The 25,282-nt window shown below is 73.3% G+C and carries 23 protein-coding genes, 1 tRNA gene and 2 pseudogenes; 11 read left to right on the forward strand and 15 right to left on the reverse strand.

The genetic code is table 11. The features are described from left to right. Positions 1-66 precede the first annotated feature (66 nt). Genes ACIBBD_RS20495 through ACIBBD_RS20505 form a run of 3 tightly spaced genes read left to right on the forward strand, consistent with a single transcriptional unit; the run spans position 67 to position 3,121 of the window. Positions 67-837 carry an SDR family oxidoreductase gene (locus tag ACIBBD_RS20495; protein WP_399420870.1) on the forward strand — a complete coding sequence of 257 codons (771 nt, stop codon included), beginning with the start codon at positions 67-69 and terminating at the stop codon, positions 835-837. Then, positions 834-2,501 carry a class I adenylate-forming enzyme family protein gene (locus tag ACIBBD_RS20500; RefSeq protein ID WP_399420871.1) on the forward strand — a complete coding sequence of 556 codons (1,668 nt, stop codon included), beginning with the start codon at positions 834-836 and terminating at the stop codon, positions 2,499-2,501. Before ACIBBD_RS20495 ends, ACIBBD_RS20500 begins: the two co-directional genes overlap by 4 nt. A gap of 26 nt (positions 2,502-2,527) precedes the next feature. Then, complete coding sequence (locus ACIBBD_RS20505; RefSeq protein WP_399420872.1) at positions 2,528-3,121, forward strand: TetR/AcrR family transcriptional regulator; 594 nt, start codon at positions 2,528-2,530, stop codon at positions 3,119-3,121. Between the two features lie 410 nt (positions 3,122-3,531). Here ACIBBD_RS20505 and ACIBBD_RS20510 read toward each other — a convergent pair whose 3' ends face one another. The 3 genes from ACIBBD_RS20510 to ACIBBD_RS20520 form a co-directional block, all read right to left on the reverse strand. Next, on the reverse strand, positions 3,532-4,746 hold the full coding sequence (locus ACIBBD_RS20510; RefSeq protein WP_399420873.1) for an acyl-CoA dehydrogenase family protein: 1,215 nt from the start codon (positions 4,744-4,746) through the stop codon (positions 3,532-3,534). A 5-nt stretch (positions 4,747-4,751) separates the two neighbouring features. Next, on the reverse strand, positions 4,752-5,774 hold the full coding sequence (locus tag ACIBBD_RS20515) for a phosphotransferase family protein (RefSeq protein ID WP_399420874.1): 1,023 nt from the start codon (positions 5,772-5,774) through the stop codon (positions 4,752-4,754). Between the two features lie 213 nt (positions 5,775-5,987). Next, entirely contained in the window at positions 5,988-6,284 is a 297-nt protein-coding gene (locus ACIBBD_RS20520; RefSeq protein WP_399420875.1) for a hypothetical protein, read from the reverse strand. 112 nt (positions 6,285-6,396) lie between these two features. Here ACIBBD_RS20520 and ACIBBD_RS20525 point away from each other — a divergent pair, with 112 nt between their 5' ends. After that, positions 6,397-7,359 carry an NADP-dependent oxidoreductase gene (locus ACIBBD_RS20525; protein ID WP_399420876.1) on the forward strand — a complete coding sequence of 321 codons (963 nt, stop codon included), beginning with the start codon at positions 6,397-6,399 and terminating at the stop codon, positions 7,357-7,359. 44 nt (positions 7,360-7,403) lie between these two features. Here ACIBBD_RS20525 and ACIBBD_RS20530 read toward each other — a convergent pair whose 3' ends face one another. Further along, complete coding sequence (locus ACIBBD_RS20530) at positions 7,404-7,724, reverse strand: DUF202 domain-containing protein (protein ID WP_399420877.1); 321 nt, start codon at positions 7,722-7,724, stop codon at positions 7,404-7,406. After that, positions 7,712-8,104, reverse strand: a complete 393-nt coding sequence (locus tag ACIBBD_RS20535) for a YidH family protein (RefSeq protein WP_399420878.1) — start codon at positions 8,102-8,104, stop codon at positions 7,712-7,714. The genes ACIBBD_RS20530 and ACIBBD_RS20535 overlap by 13 nt, the downstream gene beginning before the upstream one ends. Positions 8,105-8,169: 65 nt before the next feature. Here ACIBBD_RS20535 and ACIBBD_RS20540 point away from each other — a divergent pair, with 65 nt between their 5' ends. Then, positions 8,170-8,874, forward strand: coding sequence for a hypothetical protein (locus ACIBBD_RS20540; protein ID WP_399420879.1), 705 nt, complete (start codon positions 8,170-8,172; stop codon positions 8,872-8,874). Here ACIBBD_RS20540 and ACIBBD_RS20545 read toward each other — a convergent pair. Then, positions 8,849-9,364: an NUDIX hydrolase gene (locus ACIBBD_RS20545; protein ID WP_399420880.1), complete on the reverse strand. Its 516-nt coding sequence runs from the start codon at positions 9,362-9,364 to the stop codon at positions 8,849-8,851. The two genes, ACIBBD_RS20540 and ACIBBD_RS20545, sit on opposite strands and share 26 nt — an antisense overlap. Before the next feature lie 85 nt (positions 9,365-9,449). After that, positions 9,450-10,352 carry a DMT family transporter gene (locus ACIBBD_RS20550; RefSeq protein WP_399420881.1) on the reverse strand — a complete coding sequence of 301 codons (903 nt, stop codon included), beginning with the start codon at positions 10,350-10,352 and terminating at the stop codon, positions 9,450-9,452. A 422-nt stretch (positions 10,353-10,774) separates the two neighbouring features. Between ACIBBD_RS20550 and ACIBBD_RS20555 the strand changes: the two genes are divergently transcribed. The 3 genes from ACIBBD_RS20555 to ACIBBD_RS20565 all read left to right on the forward strand — a co-directional run bounded on the left by ACIBBD_RS20555 (position 10,775) and on the right by ACIBBD_RS20565 (position 13,222). Beyond that, the gene (locus tag ACIBBD_RS20555; RefSeq protein ID WP_399420882.1) at positions 10,775-11,791 is read left to right on the forward strand and encodes a hypothetical protein; all 1,017 of its coding nucleotides are present in this window, start codon (positions 10,775-10,777) and stop codon (positions 11,789-11,791) included. A 98-nt stretch (positions 11,792-11,889) separates the two neighbouring features. After that, positions 11,890-12,615, forward strand: a complete 726-nt coding sequence (locus ACIBBD_RS20560; RefSeq protein WP_399420884.1) for a molybdopterin-dependent oxidoreductase — start codon at positions 11,890-11,892, stop codon at positions 12,613-12,615. Beyond that, positions 12,599-13,222 carry a cytochrome b/b6 domain-containing protein gene (locus ACIBBD_RS20565; RefSeq protein WP_399420885.1) on the forward strand — a complete coding sequence of 208 codons (624 nt, stop codon included), beginning with the start codon at positions 12,599-12,601 and terminating at the stop codon, positions 13,220-13,222. Before ACIBBD_RS20560 ends, ACIBBD_RS20565 begins: the two co-directional genes overlap by 17 nt. Before the next feature lie 206 nt (positions 13,223-13,428). On the opposite strand, the pseudogene ACIBBD_RS20570 reads toward ACIBBD_RS20565, so the two are convergent. The 4 genes and pseudogenes from ACIBBD_RS20570 to ACIBBD_RS20585 form a co-directional block, all read right to left on the reverse strand. Continuing rightward, positions 13,429-14,055 (reverse strand): annotated as a pseudogene (locus ACIBBD_RS20570) (zinc-binding dehydrogenase); the annotation flags it as partial. Further along, positions 14,048-14,345: pseudogene (locus ACIBBD_RS20575) on the reverse strand (SDR family NAD(P)-dependent oxidoreductase); the annotation flags it as partial. The pseudogenes ACIBBD_RS20570 and ACIBBD_RS20575, both read right to left, overlap by 8 nt. 10 nt (positions 14,346-14,355) lie before the next feature. After that, a complete protein-coding gene (locus tag ACIBBD_RS20580; protein WP_399420886.1) occupies positions 14,356-15,753 on the reverse strand; it encodes a GntP family permease in 1,398 nt (465 codons plus the stop codon). 63 nt (positions 15,754-15,816) lie between these two features. Continuing rightward, positions 15,817-16,335: a gluconokinase gene (locus tag ACIBBD_RS20585; RefSeq protein WP_399420887.1), complete on the reverse strand. Its 519-nt coding sequence runs from the start codon at positions 16,333-16,335 to the stop codon at positions 15,817-15,819. Between the two features lie 137 nt (positions 16,336-16,472). On the opposite strand from ACIBBD_RS20585, the gene ACIBBD_RS20590 reads away from it, so the two are divergent. After that, complete coding sequence (locus tag ACIBBD_RS20590) at positions 16,473-17,174, forward strand: FadR/GntR family transcriptional regulator (RefSeq protein WP_399420888.1); 702 nt, start codon at positions 16,473-16,475, stop codon at positions 17,172-17,174. Positions 17,175-17,183: 9 nt separating this feature from the next. Here ACIBBD_RS20590 and ACIBBD_RS20595 read toward each other — a convergent pair whose 3' ends face one another. From ACIBBD_RS20595 to ACIBBD_RS20610, 4 genes are all read right to left on the reverse strand, one after another. Next, positions 17,184-17,558 carry a YchJ family protein gene (locus ACIBBD_RS20595; RefSeq protein WP_399420889.1) on the reverse strand — a complete coding sequence of 125 codons (375 nt, stop codon included), beginning with the start codon at positions 17,556-17,558 and terminating at the stop codon, positions 17,184-17,186. A 13-nt stretch (positions 17,559-17,571) separates the two neighbouring features. Next, the gene (locus tag ACIBBD_RS20600) at positions 17,572-18,915 is read right to left on the reverse strand and encodes a M1 family metallopeptidase (protein ID WP_399421028.1); all 1,344 of its coding nucleotides are present in this window, start codon (positions 18,913-18,915) and stop codon (positions 17,572-17,574) included. Positions 18,916-18,989: 74 nt separating this feature from the next. Next, complete coding sequence (locus tag ACIBBD_RS20605; RefSeq protein WP_399420890.1) at positions 18,990-22,838, reverse strand: Pls/PosA family non-ribosomal peptide synthetase; 3,849 nt, start codon at positions 22,836-22,838, stop codon at positions 18,990-18,992. Positions 22,839-23,109: 271 nt separating this feature from the next. Then, positions 23,110-23,194 (reverse strand) — tRNA-Leu (locus ACIBBD_RS20610). Positions 23,195-23,396: 202 nt separating this feature from the next. Between ACIBBD_RS20610 and ACIBBD_RS20615 the strand changes: the two genes are divergently transcribed. Together ACIBBD_RS20615 and chpH are read left to right on the forward strand one after the other, a co-directional pair. Next, entirely contained in the window at positions 23,397-24,725 is a 1,329-nt protein-coding gene (locus ACIBBD_RS20615; protein ID WP_399420891.1) for a M20/M25/M40 family metallo-hydrolase, read from the forward strand. 186 nt (positions 24,726-24,911) lie between these two features. After that, positions 24,912-25,145, forward strand: a complete 234-nt coding sequence (gene chpH, locus ACIBBD_RS20620; RefSeq protein ID WP_399420892.1) for a chaplin ChpH — start codon at positions 24,912-24,914, stop codon at positions 25,143-25,145. Positions 25,146-25,282 lie beyond the last annotated feature (137 nt).

Raw genomic sequence — 25,282 nt, forward strand, 5'->3', positions numbered from 1 at the left:
GCAACATACCGACCGGTTAGTCTGACGCGGACGGGGGAGCCGCAACCGTCTCGAAGGGGACCGAAGGTGGGAGCCGTGCAGGGTGCCAACGTAGTCGTCACCGGAGCGGGAGGGGGCATAGGCGCCGCCCTGGCCCGCCGCTTCGCCGCGGAGGGAGCCCGGGTCGTCGTCAACGACCTGGACGCCGACCGGGCGAAGTCCGTCGCCGAGGAGATCGGCGGTGTCGCGGTCCCGGGTGACGCCTCCGCGATCGTCGACGAGGCCCGTGACGCCCTCGGCGGCACCGTCGACGTCTACTGCGCCAACGCGGGCGTCGCCTTCGAGGGCGGCGACGCCGCCGAGCCGCTCGACGAGAAGGCCTGGACGCTGTCCTGGGACGTCAACGTGATGGCCCACGTCCGCGCGGCCCACGCCCTGCTCCCGGACTGGCTGGAGCGCGGCAGCGGCCGGTTCGTCTCCACCGTCTCCGCCGCGGGACTGCTGACGATGGTCGGCGCCGCCCCCTACAGCGTCACCAAGCACGGGGCGTACGCCTTCGCCGAGTGGCTGTCGCTGACCTACCGCCACCGCGGGATCAAGGTCCACGCGATCTGCCCCCAGGGCGTGCGGACCGACATGCTCGCCGCCACCGGCACCGCCGGCGACCTCGTGCTCAGGCCGACCGCGATCGAGCCGTCGGCCGTGGCGGAGGCCCTGTTCCAGGGCATCGCGGAGGACCGCTTCCTGATCCTGCCGCACCCCGAGGTCGCCGGGTACTACCAGGCGCGGGCCGCCGACCCAGACCGCTGGCTGAGCGGCATGAACCACCTCCAGCAGAAGTGGGAGGCCGCCCGGTGACCGCCTCGCGCTACGCCGCCCGGCCCTGGCTGGCCCTCCTCGACGAGGCCCAGCGCGCCCCGGTCGACCCCGCCGACTCCCTGGTGCACGCCCTGCGCCGGGCCGTCGCCGAGGCCCCGGACCGCACCTTCCTCACCTACTTCGACGGACGGCTCACCTACCGCGAGGTGGACGAGCTCAGCGACTCCGTCGCAGGCCACCTGGCCGCCCGCGGCCTGGAGCGCGGCGACCGGGTCGCCGTCCTGCTGCAGAACTCGCCGCACTTCGTCCTCGCCGTCCTCGGCGCCTGGAAGGCGGGCGCGACCGTCGTCCCCGTCAACCCGATGTACAAGTCGGGGGAGGTGGGCCACGTCCTGCGGGACGGCGAGGTCGCCGCCCTGGTCTGCGCCGACCGGGCCTGGGAGTCGTACCTGCGCGACACGGCCGCCGGCTCACCGGTGCGGATCGTCCTCACCGGCTGCGAGCTGGACTTCCAGACCCGCGACGACGCGCGCGTGCTCACCTTCGAGCGGCTCCCGCAGGCGCCGGACGCCGACGACCTCACCGCCGTCGCCCGCGCCGGCCACCAAGCGCCCGAGGACCGTGCCCCGGCCGCCTCCGACATCGCGCTGATCAGCTACACGTCGGGCACCAGCGGCACCCCCAAGGGCGCCACGAACACGCACGCCAACATCATGTTCAATGTCGAACGGCAGAGCACCGGCCTGCACCTGCCCGAGGCGCCCGTCTACTACGCGCTCGCGCCCCTGTTCCACATCACCGGCATGGTCTGCCAGCTCGGCGCGTGTCTGAACAGCGCGGGCACGCTCGTCCTGACGTACCGCTTCGAGGCGGGCGTCGTCCTGGACGCCTTCGCCGAACACCGCCCGCACTACACGGTCGGCCCGTCCACGGCCTTCATGGCGCTGGCCGCCCACCCGGCTGTGACCCGGGACCACTTCTCCTCCTTCGTGCACATCTCCTCCGGCGGCGCCCCGCTGCCGCCGGCCCTGGTGGAGAAGTTCCGGGCGGACTTCGGTCCCTACATCCGCAACGGCTACGGCCTCACCGAGTGCACCGCCCCCTGTGCCTCCGTCCCGCCGCACCGGGAGGCACCGGTCGACCCGGCCAGCGGGACCCTCGCGGTCGGTGTGCCCGGACCCGACACGGTCGTGCGGATCGTCGACGACCGGGGCGCGGAGGTGCCCTTCGGCGAGCAGGGCGAGATCGTCGTCCGGGGACCGCAGGTGGTGCCCGGCTACTGGCGCCGCCCCGACGCCACCGCCGAGACCTTTCCCGACGGCGAACTGCGCACCGGCGACATCGGCTTCATGGACGAACAGGGCTGGCTGTACGTCGTCGACCGCAAGAAGGACATGATCAACGCGTCCGGTTTCAAGGTGTGGCCGCGCGAGGTCGAGGACGTGCTGTACACCCACCCGGCGGTACGCGAGGCGGCCGTCGTCGGTGTGCCCGACGGCTACCGGGGGGAGACGGTCAAGGCGTACATCAGCCTGCGCCCGGGCTCCGACACGGACCCGGATGAACTCGCGGTGTACTGCAAGGAGAGACTGGCCGCCTACAAATATCCGCGACAGGTGGAGATCCTGCCCGACCTGCCCAAGACGGCGAGTGGGAAGATCCTCCGTCGGGAACTGCGTTCCCGCACGCACGACAGCCAGTGAGGCATACCGAAAGGCAGGTGGCGGCAGTGCCCAGGACGACGGACGGCGACGGGACCCCCGTGCCGCAGCGGCTGCTGGCCGCCGCCACCCGGCTCTTCGCCGAGCAGGGCTACGACCGCACCTCGGTGCAGGAGATCGTCGAGGCAGCCGGCGTCACCAAGGGGGCGCTGTACCACTACTTCGGCTCCAAGGACGACCTCCTGCACGAGGTGTACGCGCGCGTGCTGCGCGTCCAGCAGGAGAGACTCGACGCCTTCGCGGGCGCCGACGAGCCCATCGAGAAGCGACTGAGGGACGCGGCGGCCGACGTCGTCGTCACGACGATCGAGAACCTCGACGACGCGTCCATCTTCTTTCGCTCGATGCACCACCTGAGCCCCGAGAAGAACAAGCAGGTCCGCGCCGAACGCCGTCGCTACCACGAGCGCTTCCGCGCCCTCGTCGAAGAGGGCCAGGAGGCCGGCGTCTTCTCCACGGCCACCCCTGCCGACCTGGTCGTCGACTACCACTTCGGCTCGGTCCACCACCTGTCGACCTGGTACCGCCCCGACGGCCCGATGAGCCCGAAGGAGGTCGCCGACCACCTGGCCGACCTCCTGCTCCGCGCGCTGCGCCCGTAGAACTCGCCCACCCCGTCCGGCGTCCCCCGGCCCATCCGCCCGCCCCAGCCCCGTCCGGCGTATCGCGTCCCGTCCGGCGCATCGCATCGCGTCGGGAGGATCGCACCCCGTCCGGTGCATCTCAGCCCGTCCGCGTTTGAGGACGAGGCCCGTTCAGGGCCGAAGCGGGGGTCTGGGGGCGGCAGCCCCGGGGTCGGGTCGGGAAGGGGCGGCGGGGGCGAAAACCCCTCGCGCGCCACACCGCGGTCACAGGGCCGCCGGCGGGGACCCCGCGGGGGTAAGGGGCCGTGGGGAACCGGTCGAAGGGACGGCGGGGCCCCTCGGGCACCCCGCGGCCGCAGGGGCGGCGGGGACACCCCCGCGCGCTCCACGGTCAAGGGGCGCGCGCAGACCCCCGCACGCCCCATTCCTCACACGTACTTCTTCAGCTCCCGCCGCGCCAGCGACCGCTGATGCACCTCGTCCGGCCCGTCGGCGATCATCAGCGTCCGCGCCCCGGCATACAGCTCGGCCAGCGGGAAGTCCTGGCTGACACCGCCCGCACCGTGCAGCTGGATCGCCCGGTCGATGATGTCGACGACAGCGCGGGGCGTGGCGATCTTGATCGCCTGGATCTCGGTGTGGGCGCCCCGGTTGCCGACCGTGTCCATCATCCAGGCCGTCTTCAGCACCAGCAGCCGCAGCTGCTCGACCGTCACCCGCGCGTCCGCGATCCAGTTGTGGACCACGCCCTGCTGCGCCAGCGCCTTGCCGAAGGCGTCGCGGGAGACGGCCCTGCGGCACATCAGCTCGATGGCCCGCTCCGCCATGCCGATCAGCCGCATGCAGTGGTGGATCCGGCCGGGTCCCAGCCGGGCCTGCGCGATGGCGAAGCCACCGCCCTCCTCGCCGATCAGGTTCGTCACCGGCACGCGCGCCTGGTCGAAGATCACCTCGGCGTGACCGCCGTGGTAGTGGTCCTCGTAGCCGAACACCTTCATCGCGCGCGTGACGGTCACGCCCGGGGTGTCGCGCGGCACGAGCACCATGGACTGCTGGCGGCGGATGTCGGCGCCGTCCGGGTCCGTCTTGCCCATCACGATGAAGATCGCGCAGTCCGGGTTCATCGCCCCGGAGATGTACCACTTGCGGCCGGTGATGACGTAGTCGTCGCCGTCCCGCTCGATGCGCGTGGTGATGTTCGTCGCGTCGGAGGAGGCCACCTCCGGCTCGGTCATCGCGAACGCGGAGCGGATCTCCCCGGCCAGCAGCGGCTCCAGCCACTGCTTCCGCTGCCGCTCGTCGCCGAACTGCGCGAGCACCTCCATGTTGCCGGTGTCGGGCGCCGCGCAGTTCAGCGCGGTGGGCGCCAGCTGCGGGCTGCGGCCGGTGATCTCGGCCAGCGGCGCGTACTGGAGGTTGGTCAGCCCGGCGCCGTACTCCGAGTCGGGCAGGAAGAGGTTCCACAGGCCCTGCCGGCGTGCCTCGGCCTTCAGCTCCTCCACCACCGCCGGGGTGTCCCACGGCGAGGCGAGCCGGGCGCGCTGCTCCTCGGCGACCGGCTCGGCCGGGTACACGTACTCGTCCATGAAGGCGAGCAGCTTGGCGCGCAGTTCCTCGGTGCGCGCGTCGAACGCGAAGTCCATGGCCGTCAGCCTTCCTGAAGAGTGGTCAGTCCGTGTGCGATGAAGACGGGAACCAGGTCACCGATGCGGTCGAAGCCGCGGCCGACGGTCTGCCCCAGGGTGTAGCGGTAGTGGATGCCCTCCAGGATCACCGCGAGCTTGAACCACGCGAACGCCGTGTACCAGGAGACGGCCGAGACGTCGCGCCCCGAGCGGGCTGCGTACCGCTCGATCAGTTCGGCCGGTTCCGGGTGTCCCGGGGCCTCGGCGGTCGTGGACACGGGGGAGTCGGGCATCCCGAGCGGCATGCTGTACATCACCAGCAGGCCCAGGTCGGTGAGCGGGTCGCCGAGCGTCGACATCTCCCAGTCGAGGATCGCCCTGATCCGGTCGTCCTCGCCGATCAGGACGTTGTCGAGCCGGTAGTCGCCGTGCACGACGGCCGGGGCGGGGGAGGAGGGCAGCCGCCGTCCGAGCGCCGCGTGCAGCTCCTCGACGCCGGCCAGTTCGCGGTTGCGGGAGGCGTCGAGCTGCTTGCCCCAGCGCCGCAGCTGGCGGTCGAGGAAGCCGTCGGGGCGGCCGAAGTCGCCGAGGCCCACCTCGGCGGGGTCCACCGCGTGCAGCTCCACGAGCGTGTCCACCAGGGACAGCACCGCGCCCCGGGTGCGCTCCGGGCCGAGCGGGGCCAGCTGGTCGGCCGTCCGGTAGGGGGTGCCCTCGACGAACTCCATCACGTAGAAGGGCGCCCCGAGCACCTCGTCGTCCTCGCAGAGCAGCACCGGGCGCGGCACCGGCACGCTGGTCGGGTGCAGGGCGCTGATCACCCGGTGCTCGCGCCGCATGTCGTGCGCGGTGGCCAGGACATGACCGAGCGGCGGCCGCCGTACGACCCACTTCGTCGTGCCGTCCGCGACCTCGTACGTCAGGTTCGACCGTCCGCCCTCGATCAGCCGGCCGGTGAGCGGGCCGCGGACCAGACCGGGGTGCTCACGGTCGAGCAGGGTGCGCAGCCGGTCGAGGTCGAGTCCTGGCGGGTGGTCGGGGCTCATGCGTCGCTCCTACGGACGGGTGTACGGGACTCGCTCCATGATGCCGACCGGTCGGTATGTCGTCCAGTGGCGGCGCCCAACGTGATCGGGGCCACCCTAGAGCGACGGCTCCCCGGGCTGAACCCGGGGAGCCGTCGGTAAACGTCGTTTCGGCCGCGCCGCTCGGGCCGCCGCGCGGAGGCGGGCCGGGCCGACGGGGAGGACGGGGACGGATCAGTGGTCGTCCCAGTGTCCGTCGTGCTCGGCGTGCCGGTGGCCGTCGTGCAGGAAGTCGACGTGGTCGCCGTGCCGCACGCGCGCGTGCCCGCAGTCCTCGCCGTGCCGGTGCTCGTGCCCCTCGTGGGCGACGTGCCCGCCGGCCTCGCACTCGTCCCAGTGGCCGCCGTGCTCGCGGTGCAGATGCCCGTCGTGGGCGTAGTCGATGTGGTCGCCGTGCGGAACCTCGGTGTGTCCGCACTGCTTGCCGTGGGTGTGGGAGTGGGCTGTGTGCTCCTGGTGGACGGTGGTCATGGTGCTCACCTTCGGGGGTACGGGGATGACGACGGACAGGCCGCCACGCGATCGGCACACGTCCGGGCATCCGGGCTTGCGTGGCGTTCGAGTACCCCGGAGGGTCGGTGGCATGAAGGGCATCAGCTACAGCCGGTACGGCGGCCCCGAGGTCCTCGAGTACGGAGAGGTCCGCGACCCCAAGGTCGGCCCCGACTCGGTGCTGGTCAAGGTGCGGGCGGCGGCCGTCAACCCCGTCGACTGGAAGTGCCGCGAGGGTCGTCTCGACGGGAGTGTCGACACCGTCTTCCCCGTGGTCCCCGGCTGGGACGTCTCGGGCGTCGTGGTCCGGCCCGGTCCGTCCGTGACGGAGTTCTCGGTCGGCGACGAGGTCATCGGCTACGTCCGCGAGGACTTCCTCTGCCGGGGCACCTTCGCCGAGTACGTCGCCGCCCCGGTGCGCACCCTCGCCCGCAAGCCGCGCAACCTCACCTGGGAGGAGGCCGCCGGCCTGCCCCTGGTGGGCCTCACCGCCTACCAGGTGCTGTGCAAGGTCCTCCAGGTGAAGCGCGGCGAGACCGTCATCGTCCACGCGGCCGCGGGCGGCGTCGGCTCGATCGCCGTGCAGATCGCCCGCCACTTGGGCGCCCGGGTGATCGGTACGGCGAGCGAGACCAACCACGACTTCGTACGCTCCCTCGGCGGCGAGCCCGTGACGTACGGCGACGGCCTGGCCGAACGGGTGCGCGGCCTCGCCCCCGAGGGTGTGGACGCGGCCTTCGACACGATCGGCGGCGACACCCTGAGGACCTCCGCGAACCTGCTGGCCCCCGAGGGCCGCCTGGTCTCGATCGCGGACCCGGACGCCGTCGACTACGGCGGCCGCTACCACTTCGTCCGCCCCGACCACGAGGACCTCACCCGGCTGGCCGAACTGGCGGAACAGGGGGTGGTCTCCGTCCACGTCTCGGAGACGTACCCCCTGGAGCGCGCCGCGGACGCCTACCGGTCGAACGAGGAGGGACGGACCCGGGGCAAGATCGTGGTGACGGTGGAGTGGGACGACGGGACGGACACACAGGCGACGGGCTGGTAGCAGGAGGCGGGGACCCGGGCGAGGGCCCGGTGGGAGGCCGGCCGCTAGACGATCAGCGCCGCCGCGCACACCGCCGTCGCCACCGCGCACAGCACCGCCGCCGTGGCGTGGCGTGCGGGGAGGGCCGGGGGCGCGGCCGTCGAGGCGAGGACGCGGATCCGGTGCTGGGCGAGGAGCAGGAAGGCCAGCCAGAGGGCGCAGCACAGCGCGCACACGGTGATCCCGGCGGCCGACGCCCCGCCGTGCAGGGCGGCCTTCACGGCGAGTACGGCCGCGACGGTGCTCGACAGCGTCGTACGCCGCCAGGCGAGCCGGGTCCGCTCCGGCTGGAGCCCGGGGTCGCGCTCGCCGCTCACCCCTCCCACCCGAACAGCACCACCAGGACCATGGCGACGGCCACCACCGCGACGACGAGACTCAGCAGCGCCGGGAACCGGGACACCGGCAGGTCCTCGCCCCGCCGCATCGCCCGCTCGCACCGCACCCAGTGGTTCACCGCGCGCAGGGAACACAGCACGCCCGCCGCCAGCAGCGCGAGCGCGAGCCCGACCCGCCACCCCCAGCGCAGGTCCGGCAGGAACTGGTCCACCGCGAACCCGCCGCCGATCAGGGCGAGCGCGGTCCGCAGCCACGCCAGGAACGTGCGCTCGTTGGCCAGCGAGAACCGGTAGTCGGGCGTCCGCCCCTCCTGCCGAACCCCCTCGGGCACGAACCACAGCCGGACGTTCCGCACGAACTCGCTCACGCGCGAGACCCTACCCGGCGGCCGGCGACGGGGCGTTGTCAGTGCCGCCCGCTACGGTGCGTGACATGGAGACTTCGGAGGTTCCCGTCGCACTGGCCGGATACGCGATGCCCGGCCACGGCATCGCCCCGGCCGAGCACCTGCTCGACCTGCCCGGTTTCTGGCCGGCGTACTTCGGCCCGGTCTGGCACGCGTTCTCGGACGACCCCGGGCTGTTCGGCGCGGACACGGCGGACGTCGACGCGGCGGCGGAGGCGCTGTACGACGCCACGCGGACATGGCCCGCCTACCGCATACCGCTGCCCGGCGGTCATGTGCTGTGGATCGTGCACCGCGACTTCCCCGACGACGGGGGCACGGACTACCTGCTCACCGGCCCGGACCGGCCCCGGGAGGAGCGCCTGGCGTCGATCGAGGGGCACTACGGCGGCCCGGGACTGTCCTGGCCGGACCTGCTCGCGGCCGCCGCGTCGGCCCCGGCGGACGCCGAAGGCGTGCGCGATCCGGATCTGCGGCTGCTCCTGCTGCTCCCCGCGTTCGGAGACGCCGACACGCCCGTCGAGGAGGCGGTGGAGCGGATATCCGCCGCGCTCGGGTCCGTCGGCGTGGACGCCGAGGCCGCGCCCGAGGCGGCCGAGCGGCTGCTCGACCACCCCTTCTGGGAGAGCACCTTCTGGGCGGAGCCGGGCGGCAGCCCGCTCAGCGGCGGCACCGGCGCCCCACGGCCGCTGCGCCGGGCGCTGCTCAGCCCTTCGCCCGGTACGCCCTGAGCCGCTCGTACGCCGCCAGCCCGTCCGGCACCCACGCCCACTCGGACAGGCGCCGCTCGACCTCCTCCTCGGGCAGGAAGCCGTGCCAGGCGACCTCCTCCACCTGGGGGCGCACGGGCAGCTCGCAGCGCACCTCGTACACCGCCGACCACCAGGACCGGCCGGCGCCGTCGTCGTAGAGGAACTTGAAGAGGAACTCCGGGCGGGGCAGCCCGTTCACGCCGAGTTCCTCCTCGGCCTCGCGCAGGGCCGCGTCGTCGTAGGCCTCACCCGCGCCGACCACCCCGCCGACGAACATGTCGTGGAGGGAGGGGAAGACCAGCTTGGTCGGCGTACGGCGGTGGACGAAGATCCGGCCGTCCGCGTCCCTCGCCTGGATGAACACACACCGGTGACGCAGCCCCGCCGCGTAGGCCTCGCCCCGCGGGGACTGTCCGACCACCCGGTCGTTCTCGTCGACGATGTCGAGGATCTCGTCAGCAGCGCTCATGCGCCCATCCAAGCAGGGGCCGGGGAGGGCGCACGCAGGGCCCGGGCGGCGCACGTCGCCGTGCCCACCACCACGAGCCCCTCCCTCACTGCGGCTGCAGCTGCCGCACCCGCTCCGGCTCCCGCGCCGTGGCACCCCGGGGCATCGCCGGATGCATGCCGAGCAGCACGATGCCCGCGACCACCGCCGCGAGGCCCGCCGCCTCCCAGGTCAGGGCGCCGGCGTCGGTGCGCAGCCGGTCGCCGAGGAAGCCGACACCGCAGATGATCCCGGCGAGCGGCTGGGCCGCGGTCAGCGCGGGCAGCGACAGGCGCAGCGGCGCCGTCTCGAAGGCGCTCTGCACCAGCACCAGCCCGGTCACCCCGAGGGCGAGCACGGCGTACGGCTGCCAGCCGGTCAGCAGCTCGACGAGGCCACCCTCGGCCAAGCGTTCACCGCTGACCCGGGTCAGGGCGTCCTGGACGCCGTAGAGGAGTCCGGCCGCCAGGGAGAGCAGCACCGCGCCGGAGGACAGCCGCGAGCGCCGCTTGGCGAACGCCGTCAGCAGCAGCGCCAGCCCGACCATCGCACCGATGATCAGCCAGTGCCGCAGCGGATCGTCGAGCGCCGTGCCGCCGCGCGGCTCGCCCGCCACGATGAACGCCGTCACCCCGCCCGCGAGCAGGAGCAGGCCCGCCCACCCCTGACGGCCCAGGGGCTGCTTGCACTGGTGCCGGGAGAGGGCGAGCGCGAAGAGCAGGTTCGTCGCCAGCAGCGGTTCCACGAGGGAGATCTCGCCGTGGCCCAGGGCGATCGCGCCCAGCGCCATGCCCGCCACCATCAGCCCGATGCCGCCCAGCCAGCGCGGCACCCGCACCAGGTCGAGCAACAGCCGGGGCGAGAGGAAGTCACCGAGGGGCGCCTTCTGGGCCGCGCTCTGCTGGAGGACGAATCCGAAACCCAGGCAGCAGGCGGCGCTCACGGCGAGAACCAGAACCAGAACCGACACGCTGCGTACCTCGATCGTCGGGTCGGACCACGGAGGGGGCGGTGGCCGACTGCGGTGTCCCAACGCCCCCGGAGCGCTGGGAGTGCCCGGAGAAGGTGTCCGGGCAAGAACCCGGAACCGGGCGGCTGACGCGGTCGCGGCACCCGACGGGCCCGGCGCGGAGGCCGGAAACGCGGGGCGACCAACGGCCATGCTCCGCGACCCGGCGGGGCCGCGCCATGGCGTACGCCACACCGGTGCCCCGCGCACCCGGCCCACCAGCGGCGGGACGCGGCCAAGTGCCCGGGGAGGGCGGGCAGTTGACACCTGTCATGTGACCCCGGCTCTTGACGGTGGGCGCCGGCTGAGGATTTGCTGTGAGTGATCGGCCGATCGCGAGCCGATGTCAGGCCCGTCATCGAGGAGGATGAGGAAGTCCCGCGGTGCCCCCATCCCCGCTTCCCCTCGACCGAGGCCGAGGCCGAGGCCGAGACCCGGACCTGGTTCGAGGCCGAGACCCGGACCCGGACCGGGACCCCGAGCGCGCGGCCCGCCCGCCCGACGCGGACCCCGGCGCGGCTCTCGACGACGCCGCACTCGCCGCGGCCCGCGCCGCCCTGGCGCAGGGCCGCTGGCAGGCCGCCCGCTCCCTGCTCGCCCGCACCGCCGACGACTGGGACCGCCGCGGCCACCGGGTCACCGTCCTCGCCCTCGAGCCCTACGCCGCCGCCTGGGCCCGTGAGTGGCAGCTCACCGAACCCGGCTCCGCCGACGCCGCCGTCCTGCTCGCCCTCGCCCTGGTCCGGCGCGCCCTGCGCGGCAAGGAAGACCCCGCCTGCGCCCGCGCGGCCTGCCGGGACGCCGCCGCGTCGGCGCCCGCCGACCCCACGCCCTGGCTCGGCCTGCTGATGCTGGAGCGCGAGGGCGCCGCCGACGCCGTGCGGATCTTCGAGGAGATCAGGGCCCGCCACCGTGACCACCACCACGCCCACCACCTGATGGTCGCCCTGCTCGCCGAGCGCCGCGCCGACGCCGGCCCGGACGCGCTGCACGAGGTCTACGACTTCGCCGCCTGGGCCGCCGAGCAGGCCCCCGCCGACTCACCGCTCGCCATCCTCCCGATCGTCGCCCACGCCGAGCGCTACCGCGCCCTGGCCGCCCGCGGCTTCGCCCCCGCCGACCCGGCCACCGCCGCGCACTGGCGCGACCACCGGGCCCGGGACGTGATGAAGGCCGCCTTCGACTGGTGGCTGGAGTGGGAGCACGACGACCACCCCCGCCGGCTGGTCGACCTGAACTACCTGGCCCACGCCAAGGTCTGCGAGGGCCGGCCCGCCGAGGCGGCCGCCCTGTTCCACCGCATCGGCGACCACGCCACCCCCGCACCCTGGTCGTACCCGGACCGCGACCCGTACGCAGCCTTCCGCGCCGCCCGGGACGGAGCCCTCGGCGGCAGATGACCGCCGCCCGCTGGAGAACCACCGGGAAGTGATGACGGAAATCCGACGGCGACCCCGGTTCCCTGGCCCCGCCGGGCCCCGAGTGCTCGAATGGACCCGTGCATCCCGAACCGACCGAGGGACGCGGCGCTCCCGTGGGCCGCCGCGTCTTCCTCGGCACCCTCGGCCTGGGCGCCCTCGGCGTGATCGCCGCGCCCACGCTCCAGCGCGGCCTGGAGGACTTCCTCGGCGGCGTCGCCGGCACGGATCCCACCGGCCTGACCGGCCTGCTCCCCAACGGCGGCGGCTTCCGCTACTACTCGGTGGCGTCCTCCGTCCCCCACAAGAACGCCGAGACCTACCGCCTCACCGTCGACGGCCTGGTCGACCGCCCCACCACCTACACCCTGGCCGACCTCAGGGCGCTGCCCCAGACCCGCCTGGTCAGGGACGTGCAGTGCGTCACCGGCTGGCGGGTGCCCGAGACCGCCTTCGAAGGCGTGCGCCTGTCCGCGCTGCTCGACGCGGCCGGAGTGCGCGCACGGGCCGGCGCCGTCCGCTTCACCTGCTTCGACGGCACCTACAGCGAGAGCCTCACCCTCGCCCAGGCCCGCCGCGCCGACGTCCTGGTCGCCCTGCGCATGCGGGACGAGGACCTGGGCCACGACCACGGCGGCCCGGTCCGCCTCTACGTCGCCCCAATGTACTTCTACAAGTCCGCCAAGTGGCTCTCCGGCATCACCGTCACCGAGAAGGTCCGCCCCGGCTACTGGGAGAAGCGCGGCTACGACGTCGACGCCTGGGTGGGCCGCTCGAACGGACGGGACGATGAGCCTACGAGCTGAGGCCGCGCCGGCCACGACGGGGATCCGCCGGTTCAGCCGGGCCGAACGGTGGGTGCACCGTACGACGGCCCTGCTCATGGGTGTGTGCGTGGTGACCGCGGCCTTCCTCTACGTCCCCGAGCTCGCGCGGCTCGTCGGCCGGCGGGAGCTGGTGGTCCGCGTTCACGAGTGGGCCGGCCTCGTCCTGCCCGTGCCGGTCCTCGCGGGCCTCGCCTCCCGCGCCTTCCGCGCCGACCTCGGCCACCTGAACCGCTTCGGCCCGCACGACCGCCGCTGGCTGCGCGCCGTCCTGCGCCGCGACCGGCGGCGGGAGTCACGGCCGGCCGGCAAGTTCAACGCGGGGCAGAAGATCTACGCGGCCTGGATCGCCGGGGCCACGCTGGTGATGCTCGGCACGGGGCTGCTCATGTGGTTCACCCACCTCACACCGATCGTGTGGCGCACCAGCGCGACCTTCGTCCACGACTGGCTGGCCCTGACCATCGGCGTCGTCCTCGCCGGGCACATCGGCATGGCGCTGGGCGACCCGGAGGCACGGCGGGGCATGCGGACGGGGTCGGTGAGCCGGGAGTGGGCACGGCGGGAGCACCCGCTCTGGCGCGGGTGAGGTGATCGGCTGGTGAGGCGGGGCCGGTGAGGTTGTCGCGACCCCCTGCCGAGCGATGTCGCCATGACGCCGCCCCGGTCGTCGGTGACGAGGCCGTCCCCCGCCTCCCGCAACCCACCGGCGCGCCCCCGCGACGAACACCGCCGAAGCCCAGCGGTCCGTACCGGCGCAAGGAGGGGCCGAGGTCCAACGGTCCGTACCGGCGCTCAGCAGGAGCCGAAGTCCAGCAGCACCTTGCAGGAGCGGCCCCGGTCGGCCGCCGGCGCGAACGCCGCCTCCGCCTCCCGCACCGGCATGACCGCGCTGACCAGCCCGTCGACGGCGTCCTCGGCCGCCAGCAACTCCAACGCGTCGTCGAACTCCGTGTCGAAGCGGACCGCCCCCCGCAGCTCGATCTCCCGGCTGACCACCAGGTTCCCCGCGAACAGACTCCGCCCCGGCGGCAGCATTCCCAGCTGCACCACGACCCCGCCCCGCCGCACCCGCCGCAGACAGGTGTCCAGCCCGGCGGCCACGCCCGACGCCTCGACGGCCACGTCCACCTCGTTCGGCCACCCCGGATCCGCCGGATCGTCGGCGCGTACGACGGTGTCGGCGCCGGCGGCACGCGCGTGGCCCAGTGCCGCGGGCCGCAGGTCCGTCACCGTCACGCGGGCGGCGCCGGCCGCCCTGGCCGCCGCGACCGCCAGACAGCCGATCGGCCCGGCACCCGTGACCAGGACGTGCCGGCCGGCCACCGGCCCGGCCCGCCGCACCGCGTGCAGGGCCACCGCCAGCGGCTCGGCCGGCGCCGCCCGGCGCGGGTGCAGACCGTCCGGCAGTGGCCGCAGCTGCTTGCGTGCCCGCGTTGTTGACCAGGATGTCGAGCGGGCCCACCCCCTGTTCGACCTCCGCGATCCCGGCCGCCACCGCCACGCCGTCGGTGACGTCGAAGGCGGCCGTGTGCACCCGGTCGCCGGGCAGGTCCGCGGCCGCCCGGTCGAGGCGCTCGCCTTCCCGGCCGTGGCAGGACCACGGTGCAGCCGACCTCCGCCAGACCGCGGGCGAGCGCCAGGCCGATGCCCCGGCTGGAGCCGGTGACCAGGGCGGTGCGGCCGGCGATGTCGAACAGGGGGTGACTCATCGCCGTACTCCTAGAGGATCAGCGACAGGAGCAGGACCACACCGCCGGCGACGACCGAGATGATCGTCTCCATGACGGACCAGGTCTTGACGGTCTGGCCGACGCTCAGCCCGAAGTACTCCTTCACCAGCCAGAACCCGGCGTCGTTGACATGGCTGAAGAAGAGCGAGCCGGCGCCGATGGCGAGGACCAGCAGGGCCGTGTGCGTGGTCGACATGTCGGCCGCGAGCGGAGCGACCAGGCCGGCCGCCGAGACCGTCGCCACCGTCGCCGAACCGGTCGCCAGCCGGATCGCCACCGCGATCAGCCAGGCCAGCAGCAGTGCCGGGATCGACCAGTCCTCGGAGATCTCCAGGACCATCTGTCCCACACCGGAGTCGATCAGCGTCTGCTTGAAGCCGCCGCCCGCGCCGACGATCAGCAGGATGCCCGCGATCGGCGCGAGTCCCTTCTCGACGAGCCGCGACATCCGCTCCCTGGAGAACCCGGCGGGCCGGCCCAGTGTGAAGAACCCGACGAGCACGGCGGCGAGCAGGGCGATGAGCGGGGAGCCGATGACGTCGAAGACGCGCTGCACGGTGTTCTCGGGGTCGTCCACGACGATGTCGACCAGCGCCTTGGCCAGCATCAGCACGACCGGCAGCAGGATGGTCGCCAGCGTGGCACCGAAGCCGGGGCGCCGGTCCAGCTCCTCCGAGGGCCGCTGGGGGATCATCCGCTCCGGGGCGGGCACGTCCACCCAGCGGGCGGCGACCCGTGAGAACAGCGGACCGGCTATGACGACGGTCGGGACGGCGACCAGGACGCCCAGCGCCAGCGTGACGCCGAGGTTGGCCTGGACCGCGTCGATCGCCACGAGCGGACCCGGGTGCGGCGGAACGAGGCCGTGCATCACGGACAGACCGGCGAGCGCGGGGATGCCGATCCGCATGAGCGAGTAGTTGCCGCGCTTGGCGACCATCAGCACGACCGGGATCAGCAGCACGACACCGACCTCGAAGAACAGTGGCAGGCCGATCACGGAGGCGATCAGCACCATCGCCCACGGCATCGAACGGCCCCCCGCCTTCGCGAGGATCGTGTCGACGATCTGGTCGGCGCCGCCGGAGTCGGCGAGCATCTTGCCGAGGATCGCGCCGAGCGCGATCAGCACGCCCACACCGGCGACCGTGGAGCCGAGGCCGGTGGTGAAGCTGGCGATGGCCTTGTCCAGCGGCGCCCCGGCGAACGCGCCCAGCGCGAGCGATCCGATGGTCAGCGCCAGGAAGGCGTGAAGCTTGAACTTGGTGATCAGCAGGACGATGACGGCGATGCCCGCCAGCACGGCGATGCCCAGCTGGGCGTGGCCCGCCGAGGTGATCGGCTCGACGGTGTCCGCTGCCAGCATCTCGACGCTGAGTCTGGTCACGGGGGTCCCTTACAGGTACGGGGATGGGGAGGGAGGGTGGTGCCCACAGTGGTGTGGGGGGTGTTACGCGGTCGGCTCGGGAAGCGCCGTCAGGGCCGACGCGGCCCGTCGGGTGATGTCCTCGGGGCTGCCCGCCACGTCCACGACGACCCCTGCCTCGTCCTCCTGGAGCGGCTGGAGCGTGGCGAACTGGGAGTCGAGCAGCGCGGTCGGCATGAAGTGCCCCTGCCGGTGCGACATCCGGTCCTCGATCAGCGAGCGGTCGCCCGCGAGATGGACGAACACCAGGTCCGGCGCGGCGGCCCGCAGCCGGTCCCGGTACGACCGCTTCAGCGCCGAGCAGCTGGCCACCCCGCCGAGCCCGGCCCGCCCGTGCGCCCACGTGCCGATGGCGTCCAGCCACGGCCACCGGTCCTCGTCGGTGAGCGGGGTGCCGGCCGACATCTTGGCGATGTTGGCCTGCGGGTGGAAGTCGTCGCCCTCGGCGTACGGAACGCCGAGCCGGGCCGCGAGCAGGGGACCGATGGTGGTCTTCCCGGTGCCCGCGACGCCCATGACCACGACGACATGGGGGGTACTCATCGCTGCCTCGCTGTCTGCTGTCCTCGTCGACACGTGATGTCGAGCCACTGAAACCTATTAGGTACGACTAATTCAAGAGTCTGTGGCAAATAAGTCTGACTTTTTGGCGCGGTGACGTACCCCGTACGCTGAGTGGCATGACCACTCCGGGCCGGGGTCTGCACGGCCATGTACTCGACACCCTCGGCCCCGCGATCACGGCGGGCGAGTACCCGCCGGGCAGCGTCCTGCGCACCGACGAACTGGCCCAGCGCTTCGACGTCTCCCGCTCGGTGATGCGCGAGGCGGTCCGCGTCCTGGAGTCCATGCACCTCGTCGAGTCCCGCCGCCGGGTGGGCGTGACGGTACGCCCGAAGGCCGAGTGGAACGTCTACGACCCGCAGGTCATCCGCTGGCGCCTGGCCGGCGCCGACCGCCCCCACCAACTGCGTTCCCTCACCGTCCTGCGCTCGGCGGTCGAGCCGGTCGCGGCCGGCCTGGCGGCGAAGCACGCCACGGCGCAGCAGTGCGCCGAGCTGACCGAGTGCGCGCTCGGCATGGTCGCCAACTCACGCGGCCACAAGCTGGAGGAGTACCTCGTCCACGACGTCGCCTTCCACCGCGTGATCCTCACGGCCTCCGGCAACGAGATGTTCGCCCGCCTCGGCGGCGTCGTCGCGGAGGTCCTGGCCGGCCGCACCCACCACGAGGTCATGTTCGAGGACCCCGACCCGGCCGCCGTCACCCTCCACGTCCAGGTCGCGGAGGCGGTCCGCGAGGGCGACGCGGACCGCGCGGAGAAGCTCACCCGGGAGATCACGGTGGGCGCGCTCCAGGAACTGGACATCCTGGCGCCGTAGCGCGCGGATCTACGCCGGGAACTCCCCGTCGACGTACACCCAGGCCCCGTCGACCCGCTCGAACCGGCTCCGCTCCCGCAGCGCGCCACCCCGGTAGGAGGCCCGGAACTCCACCACCCCCGTGGTGTGGAACGCCGACCCGTCGACGGCGTCGAGGATCTCCAGCCCGGTCCACCGCATCCCCGGATCGAGGTCGAGCCGCCCGGGCCGGGTCCGCGGATGCCAGGTCCGCAGCAGATACGCCGCGTCCCCCTTCACGAAGGCGCTGTACCTCGACCGCATGAGGGCCTCGGCGGTCGGCGCGGCCGCGGCGCCGGAGTGGAAACGGCCGCAGCAGGCCTCGTACGGCTTCGGCAGCCCGCACGGGCAGGAACGGGTGGTCATGGCCGCCATTGTGCTAGACGGCCGCCCGTGCCTCGGGCAGCGGGAGCGGCGGCAGCGCCGTCCCGTACAGCCACGCGTCGAACACGTCGTCCAGCGGCTCGGGCGCGAAGCGCGCCGCGTGGGCCGTGAACGTCGACGTCGTCACCGACCCGCCCCGGTGCAGCGAGAGCCAGGCGCGCAGCATGCGGAAGAAGGCGTCGTCGCCCATCGCGCAGCGCACCGCGTGCACGGTGAGCCCGCCGCGCTCGTAGAGCCGGTCGTCGAACATCGCCTTGCGGCCCGGGTCGGACAGCAGCAGGTCCTGGGGCAGCGAGGACAGCAGGCGGTGCGCCGCGGCGGCCAGTTGCTGCGCCGTACGCCCGCCCGAGCGCTCCGACCACAGCCACTCCGCGTACTTGGCGAACCCCTCGTTCAGCCAGATGTGCCGCCAGTCCGCGAGGGAGACGCTGTTGCCGAACCACTGGTGCGCCAGCTCGTGCGCCACCAGCCGCTCCGAACCCCGCGCCCCGTCCAGGTGGTTGGAGCCGAACAGCGACAACCCCTGGGCCTCGACCGGGACGTCGAGCTCCTCCTCGGTCACGACGACCGCGTACTCGTCGAACGGGTACGGCCCGAAGAGCTGTTGGAAGAGGTCCATCATCCCGGGCTGGCGTGCGAAGTCCCGCGAGAACTTTGGCAGCAGATGCGCCGGGATGTGCCCGTGCTGCGGCACCCCGCCCGGACCGGGGTCGCCCAGCAGCACCGTCTGGTACCTGCCGATCACCAGCCCGACCAGATAGCTCGACGTCGGCGCCGACTGCTCGTACACCCAGGTCGTCGTCGACGCCTTGGTGGTTCGCGTCAGCAGCCGCCCGCCGGTCACCACCGCGTACGCCGACGGCGTCGTGACCGAGATCTGGTACGACGCCTTGTCGGCGGGCCGGTCGTTGCACGGGTACCACGAGGGCGCCCCGACCGGCTGGCTCGCCACCAGCGCCCCGTCGCCCAGCTCCTCCCAGCCGATCCCGCCCCACGGGCTCCTGACCGGTTGGGGGTTGCCCGACCAGTGCACCTCCACGGTGAAGGCGGCCCCCGCCCGCAGCGGCTTGACGGGCCGGACGCGCAGCCTGCCGCCCCGGTGCGTGTAGTGCGGCTGCCGGCCGTCGACCCGGACCCGGCCGATCCGGAAGTCGGCCAGGTTCAGCTGGAACTCGGTGAGCGGAGCGCCTCCCGCGATCGCGTTGATCCGCGCGGCGCCCGAGAGCCGGTTGGGGCCGGGCCGGTAGTCCAGCGTGAGTTCGTAGCGGTGCACCCGGTACCGGGGATCACCGTTGGCCGGGAAGTACGGGTCCGGCCCCACCGACTGCTGAACTGCCACTGCCGCGTCCGCTCCCTGCGCCGTGCCGCCACGCCCCTCCGGTGCGCCGCCCACCGGGTCCGAGCGGCCGGCGTTCAGGGACGCCATGCCTCGATCGGGTTGCCGAGCCAGCGGGTGTCGTCCGGAACGGACTCCGCGGCCATCACGAGCGACGCGGGACCCAGGGTCGTCCGGGCCCCGACCGTGCTGCCGGGCAGCACGATCCCGCCAGGGCCCAGCGTGGCGCCCTCACGGAGGACCACAGTATCCGTCCGCAAGATCCGGTCGTGGAAGAGGTGGGTCTGCAGCACACAGCCGCGGTTGACCGTCGCCGCGTCTCCCAGCGTGACCAGGTCCGTCTCCGGCAGCCAGTAGCTCTCCACCCACACGCCCCGGCCGATCCGGGCCCCCAGCCCGCGCAGCCACGCCGTCATCACCGGCGTGCCCGGCACGGCCCCGGCCAGCCACGGCACGGCCACCACCTCGACGAAGGTGTCCGCCAGCTCGTTGCGCCACACGAAGGAGCTCCACAGCGGATGCTCCCCGCTGCGGTGCCGCCCCACGAGCAGCCACTTCGCCGCGACGGACAGGGAGGCCGCCGCGCCCCCCGCCGCGAGCAGCACCACCCCCGACAGGGGTGCCGCCCACCCGCCCAGCGCACACAGCGCCGCCACCGTCAGCACCGCGAGCCCCGCCGAGCAGAACACCGACACGATCCGGCACAGCTCCACCACGGCGCGCGCCCACAGCAGCCGCGCCGGCGGCTCGTACGTCCGGCTCCGGTCGCCGCCGGCCGCCGCGCGCGGCAGCCGCACCGGCGGCAGCCCCAGGTAGGAGCTGCCCTTCTTCGCCTTCTTCGGCGTCGCCGACAGCACCCCGACCAGACCGCCGTCCGGCACGCTCCGCCCCGGCGCGGTCATCCCGGAGTTCCCGAGGAACGCCCGCCGCCCGATCTCCGCCCGCCCGATCCGCACCCAGCCGCCTCCCAGCTCGTACGGCGCGGTCAGCGTGTCGTCGGCCAGGAACGCGCCCTCGCCGACCGTGGTCAGGCTCGGCAGCGCGAGCACGGTCGACACCTCGGCGCCCCGCCCGATCCGCATGCCCAGCAGCCGCAGCCACACCGGCGTGACCAGCCCGGCGTACAACGGGAACAGCGTCTCCCGCGAGCGGTCCATCAACTGCGTGACCGTCCAGGCCTGCCAGCCGATCCGGCTGTGCGTCGGGTACGTCCCCTCGCGCAGCCCCGCACTCAGCAGCCGTACGGCGACCAGGAGCAGCAGCGCGTACGCCAGCCCGTAGGCGAGCGTGGCCGGGACGAGCGCGAGCGCGGCACCCCGCAGCGGCGCGTCCGGGGTGAGGAGCGGGTACGCCACGAGAAGCGCGGCCCCGGCCGCCACCACCGGCAGCAGGGTCAGCCCGAACCCCGTCACGCCGTACATCGCCCGCCAGCCGGCGCCCCGGTCCGGCCGCTCCTTAGGCCAGGCGCGCTTGGCCTTGCCCAGCTTGACCGCGGGCGCGCCCGCCCAGCGCTGGCCGGTCGGGATCTGTCCGGTGACGGCCGAACCCGGCGCCACCTCGGACCGCTTGCCGACGCGGGCGCCCGGGAACAGCATGCTGCGCGTGCCGACGACGGCGTGCGCACCGACCCTGACCGGCCCGATCTCCAGCCGGTCGCCGTCCAGCCACCAGCCCGACAGATCCACCTCGGACTCGACGGCCGCCCCCCGGCCCAGCCTCAGCATGCCGGTGACCGGCGGCAGCGCGTGCAGATCGGCGTCCGGCCCGATCCGGGCGCCCAGTGCCCGGGCGTACCGCTCCAGCCAGGAACCGGTCAGCGAGGTGGCCCCGCTGCACTCCGCCAGCCGCTCCGCGGCCCACAGCCGCAGATGGACGCTCCCGCCGCGCGGATACCGCCCCGGCCTCACACCCCGCAGCAGCAGCCGCGCCCCGCCCGCGCCGAGCGCGATCCGCCCGGGCGGGCTGAAGAACAGCAGGGATCCGGCGGCCACCAGCGCCCACGGCGCGCTCGGCAGCCACGCGTAGGCGGGCAGGACGTTGCCCAGGGCGGCCAGGACCACCGTCCAGCGCAGACCGACCAGCGTGAACAGGGGCACGAGCGCGAGCAGCTGGATCGCCTGAGCACGCCGCGGCACGGGCCCGATCGTGCGCCGGGCGCCGTCGTCCTGCGCCGACTCCTCCAGCCGGCGGGCCAGCTTGCGCAGGGTGGGCTGCTGGTAGACGTCCAGGACGGCGGCGCTCGGGTAGCGGGTGCGCAGCCGGGTGGTGAGCTGCGCGGCGGCCAGGCTGCCGCCGCCGATCGCGAAGAAGTCGTCGGAGGCGCTCGCGACGGGCATGCCCAGCACCCGCGTCCACTGCTCGGCGAGCCAGGCCTCGGTGCCGTAGAGCTGCGCCGCGGGAGCCTCGACCCCGTCGAGGGGCCAGGGCAGGGCGTCGCGGTCGACCTTCCCGGACGTACGGGTCGGCAGGTCGTCGACCGGCGCGAGCAGCGGTACGAGTGCGGCCGGCAGCTCGGCCCGCAGCTTCTCCACCGCCGCGGCCCGGTCCCAGCCGTCCTGGGTGACGACGTAGCCGACGAGGAGCTGGTTGCCGCTGCGGGCGGTCCGAACGGCGGCCGCCGCGCCCGCGACCCCGGGCAGCGCCCGCAGGGCCGCGTCGACCTCGCCCAGCTCGATCCGCCGCCCGCCGAGCTTGATCTGCTCGTCGGCCCGCCCGAGGAAGACCAGCCCCTCGGGCTCCGCCCTGACCAGGTCACCACTGCGGTAGGCCCGCTCCCAGCCCAGCGACTCCAGCGGCGCGTACTTCTCCGCGTCCTTCTCGGCGTCGAGATACCGCGCGAGCCCCACGCCCCCGATCACCAGCTGCCCGCTGCCGCCCATCGGCACCGGTTCCCCGGCCCCGTCGACGACCGCCAGCTCCCACCCCCGCAGCGGCAGCCCGATCCGGACCGGCTCCTCCCCGCCCATCAGGGACGCACAGGCCACCACGGTCGCCTCGGTCGGCCCGTAGGTGTTCCACACCTCCCGCCCCTCCGTCACCAGCCGCTGCGCCAGCTCGGGCGGGCACGCCTCCCCACCGAAGATCAGCAGGCGTACGTCGTTGAGGGTCTCCGGCTCCCACAGGGCCGCCAGCGTCGGCACCGTCGACACGACGGTGATCTCCTGCTCCACCAGCCAGGGCCCCAGGTCGGCACCGCTCCTGACCTGCGAGCGCGGCACCGGCACCAGACAGGCGCCGTACCGCCAGGCCAGCCACATCTCCTCGCAGGACGCGTCGAAGGCCACCGACAGCCCCGCCATGACCCGGTCGCCGGGTCCGATCGGCTCCTCGGTGAGGAAGAGCGCGGCCTCGGCGTCCACGAAGGCGGCGGCACCGCGGTGGCTGACGGCGACGCCCTTGGGCTTCCCGGTGGAGCCGGAGGTGAAGATGACCCAGGCGTCGTGCTCGACACCGGGCCGCCCGGCCGGGACGGCGGAGCGCCCGTGGACGGTCAGTTCGTGGCCGCTCCCGACGACGGCCCGCACCGCCGCCTCCCCGAACACCAGCTCGGCCCGCTCGTCGGGATCCTCGGCGTCGACGGGTACGTAGGCGGCTCCGGCGGCCAGGACGGCGAGGATCGCGACGTAGAGATCATTGGTCCCGGACGGCACCCGCACCCCCACCCGGTCCCCGAGCCCGACGCCGGCGGCGGCCAGCTTCCGCCGCAGCCTCTCCACCTCGGCGGCCAGCGCCCGGTAGGTCAGGCAGACCGTGCCGTCGTCCAGGGCCGGCTCGTCCGGGCAGGAGCGCACGGACGCGTCGAAGACGTCGACGAGCGTGCGCGGGGAGGCGGCGGGGCCCCCGGAGAAGCGCGCGGTGCCGCCGGGTCCGCGGACGTCGTCCTCGTCGAGCAGGCCGAGAGCGCTGCCCTCGTCAATGGCCGTCATCGGGTCCTCGCCTCTCGATCCCGGAGACCTCCGGGGCGCCGGCGGGCCCGCAGCGTGCCTGGGGTTGTCCAGCTCCAGCATCCGTAACAAGCCGGAAATTTTAGTACGACGCCCGGTGCGGAGCCTCGGTCCAGCGAGCCGGCGAGCCCGTCCGAGGCGCCGGAGGACGCCCGTCCGGGGCGGTGACCTGGCGATCTTCGGGACGGGGAGAGATGCCCCACACAATGAGCGAGGGCCGCGACCCGTGGTCGCGACCCTCGCTCATCTCGTGTGTCCGAGGGGGGACTTGAACCCCCACGCCCGATAAAGGGCACTAGCACCTCAAGCTAGCGCGTCTGCCATTCCGCCACCCGGACAAGGTGTCTGTCGTGCGGGGTTTCCCTCGCGGCGACGACGTAAACATTACCAGGCTTTCGGCAGTGCCCGATCACGGGTGGTCGGCCGGGCGTCGCATCCGGCGTGAACGGCGTGTGACGGGCCGGGACCGCTCTTGGGCGCGGGCGGCGGGCGGGGGGAGGATGAGGGGGACCACCAGCAGTGACAGTGGGAGGAAGCAGCGTGAGCGCGACGGACGACACGGCCAGGGGCGTCACCGGCGAGGACGAGGTCGTGGACCTCTGCCGCGAGCTGATCCGGTTCGACACCAGCAACTACGGCGACCACTCGGGCCCGGGTGAGCGCGAGGCGGCCGAGTACGTCGCCGAGAAGCTCGCCGAGGTGGGGCTGGAGCCCAGGATCTTCGAGTCGCACCCGGGTCGCGCCTCCACGGTGGCCCGCATCGAGGGCGAGGACCCGTCACGGCCCGCGCTGCTCATCCACGGCCACCTGGACGTCGTACCGGCCAATGCGGCCGACTGGACCCACGACCCCTTCTCGGGGGAGGTCGCCGACGGCTGCGTGTGGGGGCGCGGCGCCGTCGACATGAAGGACATGGACGCGATGACGCTGGCGGTCGTGCGGGACCGGCTGCGCTCCGGGCGCAGGCCTCCGCGTGACATCGTCCTCGCCTTCCTGGCAGACGAGGAGGCCGGCGGCACGTACGGCGCCCGGTACCTCGTCGACCGCCACCCCGAGCTGTTCGAGGGTGTCACCGAGGCGATCAGTGAGGTGGGCGGGTTCTCGTTCACGGTGAACGAGCAGCGGCGGCTCTATCTGATCCAGACGGCCGAGAAGGGCATGCACTGGATGAAGCTGACCGTCGCCGGCACCGCCGGGCACGGCTCGATGATCCACCGGGACAACGCGATCACCGAGCTGTCCGAGGCCGTCGCACGGCTCGGCCGGCACACCTTCCCGGTACGGGTCACCAAGACGACCCGGGCGTTCCTCGACGAGCTCGGCGACGCGCTCGGCACCGAGCTGGACCCGGAGGACATGGAGTCGACCCTCGCCCGGCTCGGCGGTATCGCCAAGCTGATCGGCGCGACCCTGAGCAACACGGCCAACCCGACCCAGCTCGGCGCCGGCTACAAGGTCAACGTCATCCCCGGGGAGGCCACCGCGCACGTCGACGGGCGCTTCCTGCCCGGGCACGAGGAGGAGTTCCTCGCCGACCTCGACCGGATCCTCGGGCCGAAGGTGCGGCGCGAGGACGTGCACTCCGACAAGGCCCTGGAGACCTCCTTCGACGGGGCGCTGGTGGAGGCGATGCAGTCCGCGCTGCTCGCCGAGGACCCGACCGCCAAGGCCATCCCGTACATGCTCTCCGGGGGCACGGACGCCAAGTCCTTCGACGACCTCGGCATCCGTGGCTTCGGCTTCGCGCCGCTGAAGCTGCCGCCGGAGCTGGACTTCGCCGGGATGTTCCACGGGGTCGACGAGCGGGTGCCGGTGGACGGGCTGCAGTTCGGCGTGCGGGTGCTCGACCGGTTCATCGACGCCTCCTGAAACCCCTTACAGGGTGCGAAAGTGCCCCGAATCGCCCGCTGAAACGACACCTCACTATTCGCCAGCATGTGCGGGCGCGACTGGGAAGAGTGAATGCGACGATAAGCGCGTAGCCTCATTAATTGCTCCTCGTTACTGGTGATGCGATCCGCTGATTGGGATCGCTTTTGCCAACGAGGAGGAATAATGATCAAGAAGGTCGTCGCTGCTGCGGTTGCCACCGGTGGACTCGTTCTCGCGGGTGCGGGCATGGCCGTCGCCGACTCCGGTGCCCAGGGTGCCGCCGTGCACTCCCCGGGCGTCGCTTCCGGCAATGTCGTCCAGGTGCCCGTGCACATTCCCGTGAACGTCTGCGGCAACACGATCTCGGTGATCGGGCTGCTGAACCCCGCCTTCGGCAACGTCTGCCTCAACAAGTGACGTCACCCCGCTGAGGGGTCGTCCACACCGTCGGGCCCCGCGCGCGCGCCCTGCGCTCCGGGGGCGCCCGGTCTTTTGAAGTGACATCGCGCGAAAGCCGAAGGTAAAACCGAAGAAGTAGAATTGCCCGCAGTTAT

Origin of the sequence: Streptomyces sp. NPDC051315 (assembly GCF_044455165.1) — a bacterium.
Classification (GTDB): domain Bacteria; phylum Actinomycetota; class Actinomycetes; order Streptomycetales; family Streptomycetaceae; genus Streptomyces.